We start from the raw sequence: 17,254 nt of genomic DNA on the forward strand, positions 1-17,254 counted from the left end.
CCCGTCCCGGCGTGCCGGGCGGCCTGCGGGCGCCGGCCCGCCACGCCCTAACCTGGGCCCATGTCAGCGATCCGTCTTCTCGTCCTGGGGGCCGTGCGTCAGCACGGGCGGGCCCACGGCTACCAGGTGCGCGGCGACCTGGAGTACTGGGGCGCCCACGAGTGGTCCAACGCCAAGCCGGGCTCGATCTACCACGCCCTGAAGCAGATGGCGAAGCAGGGACTGCTGCGTGAGCACGAGACGGCCCCGTCCACGGCGGGCGGCCCGCCGCGCACCGAGTACGAGATCACCGAGGCCGGCGCCGAGGAGTACTTCCGGCTGCTGCGCGACGCGCTGACCTCGTACGACCAGAAGACCGACGTGAAGTCGGCGGCCATCGGGTTCATGCTCGACCTCCCGCGCGCGGAGGCGGTGTCGCTGCTGGAGGAGCGCATCCGCGGCATCGAGACCTGGCGGTCCGCGGTCACCGCGCACTACCTCCCCGAGGAGGGCCCGGAGCAGTTGGGCCACATCGGCGAGATCATGAACCTGTGGATCCACACGGCCGACGGCGAGGCCGAGTGGACCCGCGGGCTGATCGCCCGTATCGAGGGCGGGGCCTACACCTTCGCGGGGGAGGGCGAGCCGTTCGTCGGCGTCCTGCGGGAGGGCGAGGACAACCCGTACGCGACCGGGGAACGGCATCCCGGGGACGCTCACTGATCAAGTTTGACGAGTGGGATCGGCGGAGTTATTTTTGAGCCTGTAGTCAAGTTTGACTACCCTGAACGGGAGCGGGGGGATGTCATGACCGGTGCGGCACACGCGATCGCCGTCGAGGGCGCGCGCAAGAGGTACGGCGGCACACAGGCGCTGGACGGGCTCGACCTCACGGTGGCCCGGGGCGCCGTGCACGGCGTGCTCGGACCGAACGGCGCCGGCAAGACCACCCTGGTGAGGATCCTGGCCACGCTGCTGCGACCGGACGCCGGGCGCGTCGAGGTGGCCGGGCACGACGTGGTCCGCGAGGCCCGCGAGGTCCGGCTGCGCATCGGCCTGCTCGGCCAGTACGCGGCCCTGGACGAGGAGTTGAGCGGACGGCAGAACCTGGAGCTGTTCGGGCGCCTGCACCGGCTGGGCGGCCGTGCCGCGCGGGTGCGCGCCGGTGAGCTCCTGGAGCGCTTCGACCTCGCCGCCACCGGACGCACACCGGTGCGCGTCTACAGCGGGGGCATGCGGCGCCGTCTCGACCTGGCGGCCTCCCTCATCGGCGGCCGCGGCGGCGTCGACCCCGAGGTCCTCTTCCTCGACGAGCCCACCACGGGCCTCGACCCGCGCGGGCGCGCCGAGGTCTGGTCCGCGGTCCGTTCCCTGGCGGGCGGCGGGACGACGGTCGTGCTCACCACCCAGTACCTGGAGGAGGCCGACCGGCTCGCCGACCGCATCGGCGTCGTGGACCGCGGCCGGGTGATCGCCGACGGCACCGCCGACGAGCTCAAGGCGCTGACCGGCGGCGACCGCATCGACGTCGTCCTGCGCGATCCGGGCCTGCTGGGCGCGGCCGTCGCCGCGCTGCCCCTGCCGAAGGAGGACGTCACCGTCGACGCCGACCGCCGGCTGCTCAGCGCGCCGGTCACCGACCGCATGGCCGCCCTGTCCGGCGTCGTCCGCGCGCTGGAGGCGGCCGGCGTCGAGGCGGAAGACGTGGCCCTGCGCCGCCCCACGCTGGACGAGGTCTTCCTGCACCTCACCGGCCGGGACGAGCACGACCGTACGGACACGAGGGAGACCGTGTGAACGTCTGGGCGCTGACCGACTGCTGGACCATGACCCGCCGTGAACTCGCCCACTGGGCACGCCGGCCCGGCCGGGTGGTCGTCGGGCTGGTCTTCCCGGTGATGCTGCTGCTGATGTTCGGCTACCTGGTGGGCGGCGGCCGGGGGGTGAGCGGCGACTACCTGGACTACCTCATGCCGGGCATGCTCGCGCTGACCATGGCCTTCGGCCTGGAGGGAACCATGCTCGCCGTCACCCAGGACCTGGACAAGGGCGTCGTCGACCGCTTCCGCGCGCTGCCGATGGCCGACGGCGCGGTCCTGGTGGGCCGGGCGGCCGCCGACATGCTCCAGTCGGCCGTGAGCCTGGCCGTGCTCACCGCCGTCGGCCTCGCCCTCGGCTGGCGGCCGCAGGGCACGCCGGACGCCTTCCTCGGCGCGGCGGCCCTGCTCCTCCTCTTCCGGTTCGCGATGCTGTGGATCGGCATCCATCTGGCGCTGGTCGCCGGCCGGCCCGAGATGGTGCAGGCCGTGCAGATCCTGGTCTGGCCGGTCGGCTTCCTCTCCAACGCCCTGGCCGCCCCCGGGGCGATGCCCGACTGGCTGGGGACGGCCGTCGAGTGGAACCCCCTGTCCCGCACGGCGACGGCGGTACGCGACCTGCTGGCGGGGCCGGGAGCCGACCCCGGGCACGTGGCGGCGGCGGTCGGCTGGCCGCTGGCCCTGCTGGCGGTCTTCTTCCCGCTGGCGGTGCGGAAGTTCGCCCGCATGAGCCGCTGACGGCCTGAGCTCGAGCCCGGCCCCCGTCAACAACGCTCGTGGTCAATGCACCTAGTGATGGAAGCTCGTCGCGGCGCCCTTGTCCCGCGTCGCCGGGCCCGACTGCCGTCGCAGTTCCGGCAGCAGTCGGGTCAGGTCCTCCACGAACAGCTCGGCGAGGTCCTCCGAGAAGCCGTTCCTGCACACCACCCGCAGCACGGACAGGTCCTCCCGGTTCGCCGGGAAGGTGTACGCGGGCACCAGCCAGCCGTTCTCGCGCATCCGCCGGGAGACGTCGAACACGTCGTACGCCTCCACGCCCTGCGCCGTGGTGAAGGCGAACACCGGCAGCTCGTCGCCCCGGGTGAGGAGCCGGAAGTCGCCCAGCGCCTCCACCTGTCCGGCGAGGCGCCCGGCCACGTCCCGGGTGGTCTGCTGGACCGCCCGGAAGCCCTGCCGGCCGAGCCGCAGCAGCGTGTAGTACTGCGCGACGACCTGGGCGCCCGGGCGGGAGAAGTTGAGCGCGAACGTGGGCATGTCGCCGCCCAGGTAGTTCACACGGAACACGAGCTCCTCCGGCAGGGCCTCCTTGTCGCGCCACAGCGCCCAGCCGACGCCCGGGTACACCAGCCCGTACTTGTGCCCCGAGGTGTTGATGGACGCCACGCGCGGGAGGCGGAAGTCCCACACCAGGTCCTCGTCGAGGAAGGGGGCGATCATCGCGCCGGACGCGCCGTCGACGTGCACCGGCACGTCCAGTCCGGTGCGCTCCTGGAGCGAGTCCAGCGCCGCGCACAGTTCGGCGATCGGCTCGTAGGAGCCGTCGAAGGTGGACCCGAGGATGCCGACGACCCCGATCGTGTTCTCGTCGCACAGCTCGGCCGCGCGCTGCGGGTCCAGGTGGAAGCGCTCCCCCTCCATGGGGACCAGCCGGGCCTCCACCTCCCAGAAGTTGCAGAACTTCTCCCAGCAGACCTGGACGTTGATGCCCATGACGAGGTTCGGGCGCGCGCCCGGGTAGCGGTCGGCGTTGCGCTGCGCCCACCGCCGCTTCAGCGCCATCCCGGCGAGCATGCACGCCTCGCTCGACCCGGTCGTCGAACAGCCCACGGCCGCCGACGGGTCGGGCGCGTTCCACAGGTCGGCGAGCATCGCCACACAGCGCCGCTCCAGCTCGGCGGTGCGCGGGTACTCGTCCTTGTCGATCATGTTCTTGTCGCGGCACTCCGCCATCAGGACGCCGGCCTGCGGCTCCATCCACGTGGTGACGAAGGTGGCCAGGTTCAGGCGCGCGTTGCCGTCCAGCATGAGTTCGTCGCGCACCAGCTGGTACGCCGTGGACGGGGGCGTCGGGCCGGCCGGCAGCCGGTGCTTGGGCGGCGCCTCGATCATGCCGCCGACCGGATCCGCCTCGCCGTAGAAGGGGTTGACGGACAGCGGGCGCTCGTCGGGCTTCTGGGGACCTTTGTGCAACGGCATGGAATGCCTCCTGAAGGATCGAACGGGGGTCAGCGGACCGAAGTTCCGTCCGCGCGCAACTGCATCTGCGGCCGTCCCGTCACCAGCAGCCAGGCCGGCAGCGTGGCGACGCAGAGCAGGGCGATGATCGACGCCGAGGCCACCAGGACGGCGGCGACGAAGAGACTCACCCAGCCCTGCCGGGTGATGGCCAGGAGCACGCCCAGCACCCCGGACGCCACACCCACGGAAGGGTGGACGCCGGAGACGAGCGCGTGGGCGGTGAGACCGAACGCGGTGCCCACGAACACGGCCGGGAAGATCCGGCCGCCGCGGAACCCGCACGAGGCGGCGACGAGCAGGGCGGCCAGCTTCACGACCGTCATGGTGGCGAACTGGCCGGCCGACCAGCCCTCCGGATCGGCCGCGAGCTCCCCGATCTCGTCCAGCCCCTTGAAGAGCGTCAGACGGCCGCCCAGGGCCCCCAGCAGGCCCAGGACGACCCCGCCGAGCGGCAGCATCAGCATCGGGTGCCGCAGCCGCGCGCACGCGCCGTGGACGTACGGGAAGGCGCGGACGGCGCACAGGGTCAGCAGCGCGCCCGCCGAGGCGATCACGAGAGACGCCAGCAGATCGCCCCACCCCGGCCGGTCGAGCCCGGGCAGGCCGAGGTCGAAGACGGGATGAGCCACCAGGGTGGTGGTCATCGAACCGGCCGACGCGGCGACCAGCGGCGGGAACACGTTGTCCCACAGCGGCCCCTCGCTCTGCCGCCCGGCCAGCGCCTCGGAGATCAGCAGCGCCGCCGCCACGGGCGTGCCGAACAGCGCGCCGATGGTCGCCGCCTCCGCGAGCACCACCCACAACGCGCCCGGCGACCGCGGCAGCGCCCGGCGGCCCAGCCAGACCGCCAGCGCCACGTTGACGGCGATGACCGGGTTCTCCGGTCCCAGGCTCGGGCCGCCCGCCAGCATCAGCGCCGTCGCCAGCAGCAGCCCCGGCACCACCACCGGGGCCAGCACGGGCGCGTCCAGGCCCATCGTGGCCGGATCGGCCCCCGCGTGCCCCGGCGCCTTCCACACCACCAGCCCCACCGCCACGCCGGTCCCGGTCAGGACGACGAGCATCCACAGCACCGAGTAGCGGCCCACGTCCAGCGCGTCCGGCAGCGTGGCCCACAGCACGTGTTCCAGCCGCCCGGCCAGCCCTTCCACCAGCAGGAGCAGCAGGGCGGCCAGCACCCCGACCAGCACGGCGGGCAGGATCGACGGAAGCAGGGCGCGGGCCGGCGTCGCCGGAGGGGCGGGCGCGCGCTGCGAGGTGTCCTGGGCCACGCGCTCACGATAAGCGGACGAAACGGACATGACATCCGGACGGGACGCCTCCGGGGAATCCCGCTTGCACCTCACGCGGCGTGAGGCCGCACCGTGGAGCGCGTACCGAGAAGGGAGCGGACGAAGTGAGCTACTCCGTAGGACAGGTCGCCGGGTTCGCCGGTGTCACGGTGCGCACGCTGCACCACTACGACGACATCGGCCTGCTCGTCCCCGGCGGGCGCAGCCACGCGGGCCACCGGCGCTACGACGAGGCCGACCTCGACCGACTGCAACAGATCCTGTTCTACCGCGAGCTCGGCTTCCCGCTCGAGGAGGTCGCGGCCCTGCTCGACGATCCGGCGGCCGACCCGCGGGCGCACCTGCGCCGACAGCACGAGCTGCTGACCGACCGGATCGAAAGGCTGCGGAAGATGGCCGCGGCCGTGGAACACGCCATGGAGGCACGCACGATGGGCATCAACCTCACACCCGAGGAACGGTTCGAGGTCTTCGGCGACAAGGACCCCGAGCAGTACGCCGAGGAGGCGGAACAGCGCTGGGGCGGCACGCAGGCGTACGCCGAGTCGCAGCGCCGCGTCGCCCGCTACACCAAGGACGACTGGAAGCGCCTGCATGCCGAGGTCGACGCCTGGAGCGAGCGCTACGCCGCCCTGGTGGCCGCCGGTGAGCCGGCGACCGGCGAGGCGGCCATGGAGCTGGCCGAGGAGCACCGCCGGCACATCGGCGTCTGGTACTACGACTGCCCGCACGAGATGCACCGCTGCCTGGGTGAGATGTACGTCTCCGACGAGCGCTTCAAGGCGTTCTACGACGCCATGCACCCGGGCCTCGCCGAACACCTCAGGGAGGCGATCCTGGCGAACGCGGCCCGGCACTCGGGGTGAGCCAGGGCCCGGCCGCGCCCGTCCCGACTCCGCTCGTGGTCGTGGTCCGGGGCTACTCCCGGGCCAGGACCACGGCGGTCCCGTAGGCGCACACCTCGGTGCCCATGTCGGCCGCCTCCGTCACGTCGAAGCGGAACATCAGCACGCCGTTGGCCCCCCGCGCGCGTGCCTGCTCCACCAGCCGTTCCATCGCCTGGTTGCGGGTCTCCACCAGGGTCTTGGTCAGACCCTTGAGCTCACCGCCGATCATCGACTTCAGGCCGGCGCCGATCTGGCTGCCCAGGTGCCGTGAGCGCACCGTCAGCCCGAAGACCTCGCCGATGACCTGCTGCACCCGGAACCCGGGCACGTCGTTCGTCGTGACGACCAGCACGTCCGACTGGGGACCCTGTCCGCCGCCGTAATCGTCGATTCCCATGGCTCACAGCTTGGCCCCGGCGGGCGCACAGCGCATCCCGGAGACGCCCGTGGAACCTGGGGGCGGGGCGGTCCGTTGATAGCTTTGTGCGGCTGCACCACGGACGCTGTACGTTCCCCCACCTGTCAGGAGCCCGGAAGCGTGACGACGATCGCCCTCGGACCGAGCTGGCTGGACCCCGACTACCTGCTCGACACCTTCGGCATCTGGGGCCTGTTGCTGATCGTCTTCGCCGAGTCCGGCCTGCTGATCGGGTTCTTCCTGCCCGGTGACTCGCTGCTGTTCACCGCCGGTCTGCTGATCACGTCCAACCAGCTGGACTTCCCCCTGTGGGGCGCGGTCGGCCTGATCTGCGTCGCCGCGATCCTGGGCGACCAGGCGGGCTACATGTTCGGCAAGAAGGTCGGGCCGTCGCTCTTCAACCGGCCGGACTCCAAGCTCTTCAAACAGGAGAACGTCACCAAGGCGCACGAGTTCTTCGAGAAGCACGGGCCGAAGTCCCTGATCCTGGCCCGCTTCGTGCCCATCGTGCGCACCTTCACGCCGATCATCGCCGGCGTCAGCGGCATGCGGTACCGCTCCTTCCTGACCTTCAACGTCATCGGCGGCGTCCTGTGGGGCGCGGGCGTCACCCTGCTCGGCTCCTGGCTGGGCAACATCGACTTCGTCAAGAAGAACATCGAAGCGATGCTCATCCTGATCGTGCTGCTCTCCGTGGTCCCGATCGTCATCGAGTTCATGAGGGCCCGCTCCAAGTCCGGCAAGGGCGCCGCGCGGACCCCGGCGCAGGACCCCGGGCAGCACCGGCCCGAGCAGCAGTTCCCGGTCATGGACGACGCGACCACGCAGCTGCGCCGGATCGACGGGGACGACCGGCACGACGGGCAGCACCCGTACGGCGACCAGGGCCGCCAGCACCACGGGCAGCCCCACCAGGGGCAGCAGCACCACGGACAGCAGGACTACGGGCAGCGGAACCCCGGGCAGCAGAACCACGGCCAGCACAGCCACGGCCAGGACTACGGGAACCACGGCCAGGACTACGGGAACCAGGGCCGGCAGGACGACTACTACGGCGCGCAGCAGTACCCGCAGCAGCAGCCGTATCCCCAGCGGCAGCGGCACGCGCAGGACGACTGGCCGCAGCAGCAGCCGCAGCAGCAGGAACAGCCGTACGGAGCCCAGCACAACGGCCACAACGGCCAGTACCCCTACGACAGCCAGGGTTACTAGAAGCCGGGCCGGAGGGCCGCGGGGTTCAGAAGCCCCTCGTCCGCTTGGCGGCCCGCCGCTTCTCCTGGGAGCCGATCCGCAGGAACATCCGGGACACCTCGGACCCGAGGTTCACCCCGATCGCGATGGCCATCGCCAGCGCCGCCGCCTTGGTGATCGACACCAGCCCGGCGTCCACCTTGCTCTGCGCGATGGCCAGCAGCCCGAAGTAGGTCGCCGAACCCGGCAGCAGGGGCCCGATCGCCGCCGTCGTGTACGGCAGGGCGGAGGCGAACCGGTAGCGTGCCAGCAACTGCCCGAACAAGCCGACCACGCCCGCCGCGACGGCCGTGGACGCGACGGGCGAGATCTCGCCGGTGTAGCGCATCGCCCCGTACACCGACCAGGCGACACCGCCGTTGAGGGTCACCGCGATCACCGTCGACCGTTCCTGTTGCAGCAGCACCGCGAACGTCAGCGACAGCAGCATCGACGCGCCGATCTGCCACAACGGCCGCTTCGAGACGCCGAGGGCCGCGTCGGGGTTGAGATGCGCGCCGAGCTGCACTCCGACGTACAGCATCACCAGCACCCCCGCCACGATGCCCACGAAGAAGTACATGACCTCCAGCAGACGCGCGGCCGCGGTGATGTAGAAGCCGGTCAGACCGTCCTGGACGCCCGCCACCAGCGCCCGCCCGGGCAGCAGCGCGAACAGCCCACCGGTGATGACCGCGGACGCCTTCACGTCGACGTGGGACAGCGTCAGCGCGATGCCGATCGCGGCCGGGGGCATCGCCGCGACCAGGAACTGGTAGAACTCCGGCAGCCCGCGCCCCGCGCACAGCCACGCCAGCCGGTCGCCGAGCATCGCGCCGAGCATCGCCGCCACGAACACGACCAGGTCACCGCCGACCAGCACCGAGGCCGCGCCCGCGAGCAGCCCGCTCGCGGAGGTCAGCACCCAGGTCGGGTAGGGGTGGCGGTTGCGGCGCATCTCCGCGAGCCGCCGGTAGGCCTCCTCCAGCGAGAGATGGCTCTCCGGGTCGCTCAGGTCGTCCACGAGCCGGAAGACGGCCGCCAGGCGCGTGTAGTCGGTGCCCCGGCGGCGCACCGTGCGCGACGCCGTCACCGGGTCCTCCACCAGGGACGGCTGGTACGAGATCGACAGCAGCGTGAAGGTGACGTTCGGCTCGCAGCGGTCGAGCCCGTAGGAGCGGCACACCGCGAACATGGCGGCTTCGACGTCCTCGGCGCCCTCCCCGCCCGCCAGCAGCAACTCGCCGATGCGCAGCGTCAGGTCGAGCACCCTGGGGACGGCCGGTCCCTCCTCCGCCGCCTTCGGGCCGGCCTCGGGCGCGGGCCGTTCGGCCACCGGCATCCGCAGCATCGTGCGCATCCGGTCCTGCCACGGCAGGTCCTTGATCAGGCTCACGACCGGGACGCCGGCGGCCGGTGTGAAGGCGACCGGGGCCTGCCGGGCGCTGTACGTGCTCGGCGGGCTGAACGCCGACCCCTCGCCCTCGGCGGCGGACGGCTGCGACACGTCCAGCCCCGCCGGGACGGCGAACTCCGACGTGGTCTCCGGCTCGCCCCCGGGTCTGGCGACGGCCAGCCCCGCCGGGATCGCGAACTCGGACGTGATCTCGGGGTCGAAGCCACTCCTCGCCTCGTCCGACTGCGGCTTGCGGTCCTCCGCCTCCGACACTCAGCAACGCTCCCTGGAACGACACCTTCCGTTGGCCCCAGTATGCGCACAGACGCGCGAAAGGGCCGCACGCGCACGCGTGCAGCCCTTCACCTACCTCCGCGCCGGCGTTTCACACCGCGAATCGCTCAGTGACCGCCCTGGTCCTTGAAGCGCTTGTAGGACCGCTCGATCTCGGCCTCGGCGTCGGTGCGGCCGACCCAGTCGGCGCCCTCGACGGACTTGCCGGGCTCCAGGTCCTTGTAGACCTCGAAGAAGTGCTGGATCTCCAGGCGGTCGAACTCCGACACGTGGTGGATGTCGCGCAGGTGCTCCACGCGCGGGTCGGTCGACGGGACGCAGAGCAGCTTGTCGTCGCCGCCGGCCTCGTCGGTCATCCGGAACATGCCGATCGCGCGGCAGCGGATGAGGCAGCCCGGGAAGGTCGGCTCGTCCAGGATGACCAGCGCGTCCAGCGGGTCGCCGTCCTCGCCGAGAGTGTTCTCGACGAAGCCGTAGTCGGTCGGGTAGGCGGTCGAGGTGAAGAGTCGACGGTCCAGGCGGATCCGACCGGTCTCGTGGTCCACCTCGTACTTGTTCCGCGAACCCTTCGGAATCTCGATCGTGACGTCGAACTCCACCGGTGGCTCCTCCATGATCAACACATAGTTCTGGTGGTTAAGTGTCCCTCACGCAGGTGTGTGATCGCGAAAGGGGCTGGTGTTCGTGCCAGAGCTGAGGCCTTGGCGGACCGCGAGACCGCACGTGGTGCGGGTCGCGAACGCCGTACGACCGCGTCTGGCACGGGCCGCAGGAATCGTACGGCCCCGCCTCGCGCACGTGGCCGCGACCGCGAAGCCGCAGGCCGCGCGGCTGGCACGGGCGGCGCGGCCGCAGCTCGCGCGGATCACGAAGGCCGGTCCGCCGGCCGGTTCCTGGCGGTACACCGCGGGTGCGGCGACCGCCGGGCTGGCGCTGACCGCCGTCGTGGTGACCGCCGCCGGGCCCTGGGACTCCAGCGGTCAGCGTACGGCCGAGCGGGACCGGGTCGCCGCCCTGGAACGGACGGGTGGCACAGATCACGCACGCCCGGACGATTCGTCCCGTACGTCCGACAGGGCGGCCGGCGCGCCCCGGCCCGCTCCCAGCGCGGCGACCGTCCTCACCGCCCTCGGCGGCGCGGCACAGGCCGGGACCACGGTGAAGTCCGCCCCCGACGCCCTGCCGACCGGCACGGGCCTCACGGGCGTCCTGGGCCCGCTCCTGGGCGACCCGGCCCTCGGCGCCCGGCACACCGCCGCGGTCGTGGACGTCGCCACCGGCAGACGCCTCTACGACGCCGGAGCGGGCCGGGCGCTCACCCCGGCGTCCACCACGAAGATCGCCACCGCGGTCGCCGCGCTCTCCGCGATGGGCGGCGAGCACCGCTTCACCACGCGCGCGGTGCTCGAGCCCGACACCCGGGAACTCGTCCTCGTCGGCGGCGGCGACCCCACCCTCACCGCCCGCGCGGACGCCGGCGGCTGGGCGAGTCTGCGCACCCTCGCCGCCTCCACCGCCGCCGCCCTGAAGAAGCGCGGCCTCACCAAGGTGACGCTGTCCTACGACACGACCCTGTACGCCGGTTCGCGGATTCACCCCATCGGGGTCAACCCCAACCTCGCCCCCGTCACCGCGCTGAGCGCCGACGAGGGCCGCACCGACGACTCCGACAGCGGCCCGACGGCCCGCGTCGGCGACCCGGCGGCCGACGCGACGGCCACCTTCGCGGCGCTGCTGAGGACCGCCGGCGTCACGACGACGTCCCCCGGCCCCTCCAAGGCCACCACCCGCGCGCAGAGCCTCGCGACCGTCGCCTCGCCCCCGCTGTCCGCCCTCGTCGAGCGGATGCTCACCAACAGCGACAACGACATCGCCGAGGCCCTCGCCCGTCAGACCGCCGTCGCCACCGGCGTGCGCGCCGACTTCGCCGGCGCCGGCAGAGCGGTCCACGCCCAGTTGAAGAAGCTCGGACTGCCCGTGGCCGGCGCCCGCTTCCGGGACGGCAGCGGCCTGGACCGCCAGGACCGCCTCACCGCGGACCTGCTGACGGCCCTTCTGGTCGCGGCGGGCGACCCGCGCCGCCCCGACCTGCGCCCCGTCCTCACCGGCCTCCCGGTCGCGGGCTTCACCGGCACCCTCACCAGCCGCTACACCGACGGCGCGGCCGGCGTCGTCCGCGCCAAGACCGGCACCCTGACCGGGGTCAACACCCTCGCCGGAACCGTCGTCGACCGGGACGGCCGGCTCCTCGCCTTCGCCCTCATGGCCGCCGGCACGACCGACCCGGCGGCGGCCCAGACGGCGCTGGACAGGGCGGCGACGGCGCTGGCCGGGTGCGGCTGCCGCTGAACCCGGGGTCGTCGGGGGTCGCCCCGGGGCGGCCCGGGCCCCGACCCTGACATCTCCCTGACCGGTCTGCCGCGGCCTGCCCTCCCCGGCGGCGCTCACGTACGGTTGACGCATGACGAGCATCGGCGGCGCTGCCTCATCAGGGACGGTCGACTGGAATCTCGCGGTGGCGACCGCGACCCGGCTCGTGCGGCCGGGACCGGAGGTCAGCCGCGACGAGGCGCGGGCCGTCGTCGCGGAACTGCGCCGACACGCCAAGGCCTCGGAGCAGCACGTGCGCGCCTTCACCCGGATGGCCACCGACGGCATCCACGACACGCCGATCCTCGTCGTCGACCGCCCGGGCTGGGTGCGGGCGAACGTCGCGGGCTTCCGGGAGATCCTCAAGCCCCTGCTGGAGAAGATGCAGGAGCGCCGGGGCAACACGCCCGGCGGCGCGGTCCTCGGCGCGGTCGGCGGCAAGGTCACCGGCGTCGAACTCGGCATGCTGCTGTCGTTCCTGTCGTCCCGTGTGCTCGGCCAGTACGAGACGTTCGCCCCCGCCACCCGCGAACTCCCGGCCGGCGCCGAGGGCGGCGGCCGCCTGCTGCTCGTCGCGCCGAACATCGTCCACGTGGAACGCGAACTCGACGTGGACCCGCACGACTTCCGGCTGTGGGTGTGCCTGCACGAGGAGACGCACCGCACGCAGTTCTCGGCGGTTCCCTGGCTGCGCGACCACCTAGAGGGCGAGATCCAGTCGTTCCTGGGCGAGACCGACGTCGACCCCATGACCTTCCTGGAACGCGTCCGGGAAGCCGCCCAGTCCCTCGCCGGGGGCCGCCCGGAGGGCGAGGAGGACGACGGCGGCCGCTCCCTGGTCGAACTCGTCCAGACGCCCGCCCAGCGCGAGATCCTCGCCCGCCTCACCGCCGTGATGTCCCTGCTGGAGGGCCACGCCGACTTCGTCATGGACGGCGTCGGCCCCGACGTCGTGGCGACCGTCGCGGAGATCCGCGAGAAGTTCCAGCAGCGCCGCGCCAAGGGGGCCTCCCGGCTCGACATCGCGCTGCGCCGGCTGCTCGGCCTGGACGCCAAGCTCAAGCAGTACCGGGACGGCGAACGCTTCGTGAGGGCCGTCGTGGACGAGGTCGGCATGGACGGCTTCAACCGGGTGTGGACCTCCCCGAACACACTTCCGACCAAGGCCGAGATCGCCAAACCGGCGGAGTGGGTCGCGCGCGTCCACCGCAAGGCCGAGTCGTGAGCCGCGGACAGGGGCGGGAACCGATTCCGGCCGCCGGCAGGAGAACGCCTCCGCAATCACCCGTCCGAGGGACCGTGGGGCCTGAGTAGGCGTGCGATGCTCAGGGAACGGCCCGGTTCTGTCACCATCTACACACTCTGAGTGACCGAACCTCGGGCTAACCCCCGACAACTTCATGAAGGGAACCGGACAATGGGTCCCCATCCTGCGGTCGCGGCGATACGCCTGGCGGTCCGCCGCGTACTCCACGACATCCTCAACGACCACCCCGCCCCCGAAGCCGACCCGCACGAGCGCCCGAACCCGCCGCTCGTGCTCGTGGCGTGCTCCGGCGGCGCCGACTCGATGGCGCTCGCCTCCGCCCTCGCCTTCGAGGCCCCCCGGCTCGGCGTCCGCGCCGGCGGCGTCACCGTCGACCACGGCCTCCAGCCCGGCTCCGACCTGCGGGCCGCGGAAGTGGTCCTGCGACTGCGCGAACTCGGCCTCGACCCCGTCGAGTCCACCGCCGTCGCCGTCGGCCGCGAAGGCGGCCCCGAGGCCGCCGCCCGCGACGCGCGCTACGCCGCCCTCGACGCCGCCGCCGACGCCCACGGCGCCACCGCCGTCCTGCTCGGCCACACCCGTGACGACCAGGCCGAGACCGTCCTGCTCGGCCTCGCCCGCGGCTCCGGCATCCGCTCCCTGTCCGGCATGGCCGCGGTCTCCGGGCGTCCTGGGGCCGTCCGCCGCTACCGGCGCCCCTTCCTCCAGCTGGACCGGCAGACCGTCCGCAAGGCCTGCATGGTCCAGTCCCTGCCCGTCTGGGACGACCCGCACAACGCCGACCCGGCCTACACCCGTTCCCGGCTCCGCCACGAGGGCCTGCCCGCCCTGGAGAAGGCCCTCGGCAAGGGCGTCGTCGAAGCCCTGGCCCGCACGGCCCAGCTCTCCCGCGACGACGCCGACGCGCTCGACGCCTGGGCCGGTCAGGCCGAGTCCTCCGTACGCGACGCGGCCGGCCTCCTGGAGTGCGCCAAGCTCTACGCCCTGCCGCCCGCGGTACGCCGCCGGATCCTGCGCCGCGCGGCGATCGAGGCGGGCGCTCCCGCCGGTTCGCTGTTCGCCCGGCACATCGAGGAGATCGACCGGCTGATCACCGGATGGCGCGGCCAGGGGGTCATCAATCTCCCGGGCAAAGTCGTCGCTCAGCGTCAGGGTGGCAGACTGGTGATTCGGCAAGGCTGAATCCGGGCCCTCCGGCAGGACCGCTTACGTGGTCGTGGGCGGTTCCGGTGGCCGGTGGGACGACCGAAAGTGATGCGGGTGGACGCGAAAGACATGGGCACCGACCTCAAAGAGGTGCTCATCACCAAGGAAGAGATCGACGCGAAGCTGGCAGGTCTGGCCGCGAAGATCGACGCGGAGTACGCGGGCAAGGACCTGCTCATCGTCGGCGTCCTCAAGGGCGCGGTGATGGTCATGGCGGACCTCGCCCGGGCCTTGTCCACCCCCGTCACCATGGACTGGATGGCCGTGTCGTCCTACGGCGCGGGCACCCAGTCCTCCGGTGTGGTGCGGATCCTGAAGGACCTCGACACCGACATCAAGGGCAGGCACGTCCTGATCGTCGAGGACATCATCGACTCCGGCCTGACCCTGTCGTGGCTGCTGTCCAACCTCGGCTCGCGCGAGCCCGCCTCCCTGAAGGTGTGCACGCTGCTGCGCAAGCCCGAGGCCGCGAAGGTCGCCATCGACGTCGAGTGGGTCGGGTTCGACATCCCCAACGAGTTCGTCGTCGGCTACGGCCTGGACTACGCCGAGAAGTACCGCAACCTCCCGTTCGTGGGGACGCTCGCGCCCCACGTCTACGGCGGCTGAGACCCGAAGGGCGCAAGCCCCTCGGGAAGATCGGGAACCCCGGCGGCCCTCGCGCCGTTGGAGCATGCAGACGGGTGCGCCAGCCGTTCCGTGCGGCTTTGCGTGACGAAGCTGGGGTACCGTCAGAAGAACTGTCTTATCAAACTCACTATGGCAGGAGGGACGGGGCGACACCGCTCCGTATGGATGGACGTGAAGCGATACTTCCGTGGGCCGGTCATGTGGATCGTGCTGGCCGTCCTTGCCGTGGTCGTGTTGATGCAGGTCGTCGGCTCGTCCGGCGGCTACAAGACGGTGGACACCGGCCAGGTCATTGCAGCGATCAACGACAACAAGGTCGAGTCGGCCAAGCTCACCACCGGTGACGAGCAGACCATCAAGGTCACGCTCAAGGACGGCGTGAAGGTCAAGGACAGCTCGAAGATCCAGGCGAGCTACATCGGCGATCAGGGCGTGACGATCGCCAACACGCTGCAGACCAAGTACCAGGACAAGCAGATTCCGGACGGGTACACGGTCTCGCCGACGAAGCAGAACGCTTTCGTCGGGATCCTGCTGTCCCTGCTCCCCTTCGTCCTCATCGTGGTCGTGTTCCTGTTCCTGATGAACCAGATGCAGGGCGGCGGCTCCCGAGTCATGAACTTCGGGAAGTCCAAGGCCAAGCTCATCACCAAGGACACCCCGAAGACGACGTTCGCCGACGTCGCCGGCTCGGACGAGGCCGTCGAGGAGCTCCACGAGATCAAGGAGTTCCTCCAGGAGCCGGCGAAGTTCCAGGCCGTCGGCGCCAAGATCCCCAAGGGCGTGCTCCTGTACGGGCCGCCCGGCACGGGCAAGACCCTGCTCGCACGCGCCGTCGCCGGCGAGGCGGGCGTCCCCTTCTACTCGATCTCCGGTTCCGACTTCGTCGAGATGTTCGTCGGCGTCGGCGCCTCCCGGGTGCGTGACCTCTTCGAGCAGGCCAAGGCGAACGCCCCGGCGATCGTCTTCGTCGACGAGATCGACGCGGTCGGCCGCCACCGCGGCGCCGGCCTCGGCGGCGGTCACGACGAACGCGAGCAGACCCTGAACCAGCTGCTCGTCGAGATGGACGGCTTCGACGTGAAGGGCGGCGTGATCCTCATCGCCGCCACGAACCGGCCCGACATCCTCGACCCCGCGCTGCTGCGTCCCGGCCGCTTCGACCGCCAGATCGCGGTCGACCGTCCGGACATGCAGGGGCGTCTGGAGATCCTCAAGGTTCACCAGAAGGGCAAGCCGGTCGCGCCCGACGTCGACCTGGCCGCAGTCGCCCGCCGCACCCCCGGCTTCACGGGCGCCGATCTCTCCAACGTGCTGAACGAGGCCGCTCTGCTGACGGCCCGTTCGGACCGGAAGCTGATCGACAACCACATGCTGGACGAGGCGATCGACCGCGTGGTCGCGGGCCCGCAGAAGCGGACCCGGATCATGTCGGACAAGGAGAAGAAGATCACCGCGTACCACGAGGGCGGACACGCCCTGGTCGCGGCGGCCTCACCGAACTCCGACCCGGTCCACAAGATCACGATCCTCTCCCGAGGCCGTGCCCTGGGCTACACGATGGTCCTCCCCGACGAGGACAAGTACTCCACCACCCGCAACGAGATGCTCGACCAGCTGGCCTACATGCTGGGCGGGCGCGCGGCGGAGGAGCTCGTTTTCCACGACCCCACCACGGGCGCGGCGAACGACATCGAGAAGGCCACGGCCACCGCCCGGGCGATGGTCACCCAGTACGGCATGACCGAGCGGCTGGGTGCCATCAAGTTCGGCGGCGACAACACCGAGCCCTTCCTCGGCCGTGAGATGGCTCACCAGCGCGACTACTCGGAAGAGGTCGCCGCCCTGGTGGACGAGGAAGTCAAGAAGCTGATCGAGAACGCGCACAACGAGGCCTGGGAGATCCTGGTCGAGAACCGCGACGTCCTCGACAACCTCGTGCTGCGGCTGCTGGAGAAGGAGACGCTGAACAAGGAGGAGATCGCCGAGATCTTCTCCGCGATCGTCAAGCGTCCCGCGCGGCCCGCCTGGACCGGTTCCTCGCGGCGCACGCCGTCCACCCGTCCGCCGGTGCTCTCCCCCCGGGAGCTGGCACTGACGAACGGCGCCAACGGCGCGACGCAGGCGATCTCGACCGCGAAGTCCACCGCGGTGGAGACCGGCCCCGTGGCCGAGCCCAGCCCGGAGGACCGCCCCGAGAGCTGATCCCGGCTCCCGCAGGCCCACCGGG

At 71.7% G+C, this 17,254-nt stretch carries 15 protein-coding genes; 10 read left to right on the forward strand and 5 right to left on the reverse strand.

Annotation, left to right across the window (positions count from 1 at the left end; translation table 11 throughout):
• Nucleotides 1-60 precede the first annotated feature (60 nt).
• The 3 genes from KMS84_RS14735 (at nucleotide 61) to KMS84_RS14745 (ending at nucleotide 2,534) form a co-directional block, all read left to right on the forward strand.
• On the forward strand, nucleotides 61-702 hold the full coding sequence (locus tag KMS84_RS14735; RefSeq protein WP_256916669.1) for a PadR family transcriptional regulator: 642 nt from the start codon (nucleotides 61-63) through the stop codon (nucleotides 700-702).
• Between the two features lie 84 nt (nucleotides 703-786).
• Nucleotides 787-1,776, forward strand: a complete 990-nt coding sequence (locus tag KMS84_RS14740) for an ATP-binding cassette domain-containing protein (protein ID WP_256916670.1) — start codon at nucleotides 787-789, stop codon at nucleotides 1,774-1,776.
• Nucleotides 1,773-2,534 carry an ABC transporter permease gene (locus tag KMS84_RS14745; protein ID WP_256916671.1) on the forward strand — a complete coding sequence of 254 codons (762 nt, stop codon included), beginning with the start codon at nucleotides 1,773-1,775 and terminating at the stop codon, nucleotides 2,532-2,534. Before KMS84_RS14740 ends, KMS84_RS14745 begins: the two co-directional genes overlap by 4 nt.
• Before the next feature lie 51 nt (nucleotides 2,535-2,585).
• On the opposite strand, the gene gad is transcribed toward KMS84_RS14745, so the two are convergent.
• Together gad and KMS84_RS14755 are read right to left on the reverse strand one after the other, a co-directional pair.
• Complete coding sequence (gene gad / locus KMS84_RS14750) at nucleotides 2,586-3,992, reverse strand: glutamate decarboxylase (protein ID WP_256916672.1); 1,407 nt, start codon at nucleotides 3,990-3,992, stop codon at nucleotides 2,586-2,588.
• A gap of 29 nt (nucleotides 3,993-4,021) precedes the next feature.
• Nucleotides 4,022-5,305, reverse strand: a complete 1,284-nt coding sequence (locus KMS84_RS14755; RefSeq protein WP_256916673.1) for an ion channel protein — start codon at nucleotides 5,303-5,305, stop codon at nucleotides 4,022-4,024.
• Nucleotides 5,306-5,430: 125 nt separating this feature from the next.
• Between KMS84_RS14755 and KMS84_RS14760 the strand changes: the two genes are divergently transcribed.
• Nucleotides 5,431-6,192, forward strand: a complete 762-nt coding sequence (locus KMS84_RS14760; RefSeq protein ID WP_256916674.1) for a MerR family transcriptional regulator — start codon at nucleotides 5,431-5,433, stop codon at nucleotides 6,190-6,192.
• Nucleotides 6,193-6,244: 52 nt separating this feature from the next.
• On the opposite strand, the gene KMS84_RS14765 is transcribed toward KMS84_RS14760, so the two are convergent.
• On the reverse strand, nucleotides 6,245-6,610 hold the full coding sequence (locus tag KMS84_RS14765) for a YbjQ family protein (RefSeq protein WP_256916675.1): 366 nt from the start codon (nucleotides 6,608-6,610) through the stop codon (nucleotides 6,245-6,247).
• A 141-nt stretch (nucleotides 6,611-6,751) separates the two neighbouring features.
• Between KMS84_RS14765 and KMS84_RS14770 the strand changes: the two genes are divergently transcribed.
• Nucleotides 6,752-7,843, forward strand: coding sequence for a DedA family protein (locus KMS84_RS14770; protein WP_256916676.1), 1,092 nt, complete (start codon nucleotides 6,752-6,754; stop codon nucleotides 7,841-7,843).
• Nucleotides 7,844-7,868: 25 nt separating this feature from the next.
• Here KMS84_RS14770 and KMS84_RS14775 read toward each other — a convergent pair whose 3' ends face one another.
• Together KMS84_RS14775 and KMS84_RS14780 are read right to left on the reverse strand one after the other, a co-directional pair.
• A complete protein-coding gene (locus tag KMS84_RS14775; RefSeq protein ID WP_256916677.1) occupies nucleotides 7,869-9,530 on the reverse strand; it encodes a threonine/serine exporter family protein in 1,662 nt (553 codons plus the stop codon).
• Nucleotides 9,531-9,658: 128 nt separating this feature from the next.
• Complete coding sequence (locus KMS84_RS14780; protein ID WP_007452023.1) at nucleotides 9,659-10,150, reverse strand: inorganic diphosphatase; 492 nt, start codon at nucleotides 10,148-10,150, stop codon at nucleotides 9,659-9,661.
• 79 nt (nucleotides 10,151-10,229) lie between these two features.
• Between KMS84_RS14780 and dacB the strand changes: the two genes are divergently transcribed.
• The 5 genes from dacB to ftsH all read left to right on the forward strand — a co-directional run bounded on the left by dacB (nucleotide 10,230) and on the right by ftsH (nucleotide 17,229).
• On the forward strand, nucleotides 10,230-11,900 hold the full coding sequence (dacB, locus tag KMS84_RS14785) for a D-alanyl-D-alanine carboxypeptidase/D-alanyl-D-alanine endopeptidase (RefSeq protein ID WP_438818936.1): 1,671 nt from the start codon (nucleotides 10,230-10,232) through the stop codon (nucleotides 11,898-11,900).
• A 112-nt stretch (nucleotides 11,901-12,012) separates the two neighbouring features.
• Complete coding sequence (locus KMS84_RS14790) at nucleotides 12,013-13,146, forward strand: zinc-dependent metalloprotease (RefSeq protein WP_256916678.1); 1,134 nt, start codon at nucleotides 12,013-12,015, stop codon at nucleotides 13,144-13,146.
• A 192-nt stretch (nucleotides 13,147-13,338) separates the two neighbouring features.
• Entirely contained in the window at nucleotides 13,339-14,370 is a 1,032-nt protein-coding gene (gene tilS / locus KMS84_RS14795; RefSeq protein WP_256916679.1) for a tRNA lysidine(34) synthetase TilS, read from the forward strand.
• Between the two features lie 72 nt (nucleotides 14,371-14,442).
• The gene (hpt, locus tag KMS84_RS14800; protein ID WP_256916725.1) at nucleotides 14,443-15,003 is read left to right on the forward strand and encodes a hypoxanthine phosphoribosyltransferase; all 561 of its coding nucleotides are present in this window, start codon (nucleotides 14,443-14,445) and stop codon (nucleotides 15,001-15,003) included.
• Between the two features lie 186 nt (nucleotides 15,004-15,189).
• Complete coding sequence (gene ftsH, locus KMS84_RS14805) at nucleotides 15,190-17,229, forward strand: ATP-dependent zinc metalloprotease FtsH (protein WP_256916680.1); 2,040 nt, start codon at nucleotides 15,190-15,192, stop codon at nucleotides 17,227-17,229.
• The last annotated feature ends 25 nt before the right edge of the window (nucleotides 17,230-17,254 follow it).

This window comes from Streptomyces hilarionis (assembly GCF_024539675.1).
Taxonomy (GTDB): Bacteria; Actinomycetota; Actinomycetes; order Streptomycetales; family Streptomycetaceae; genus Streptomyces; species Streptomyces hilarionis.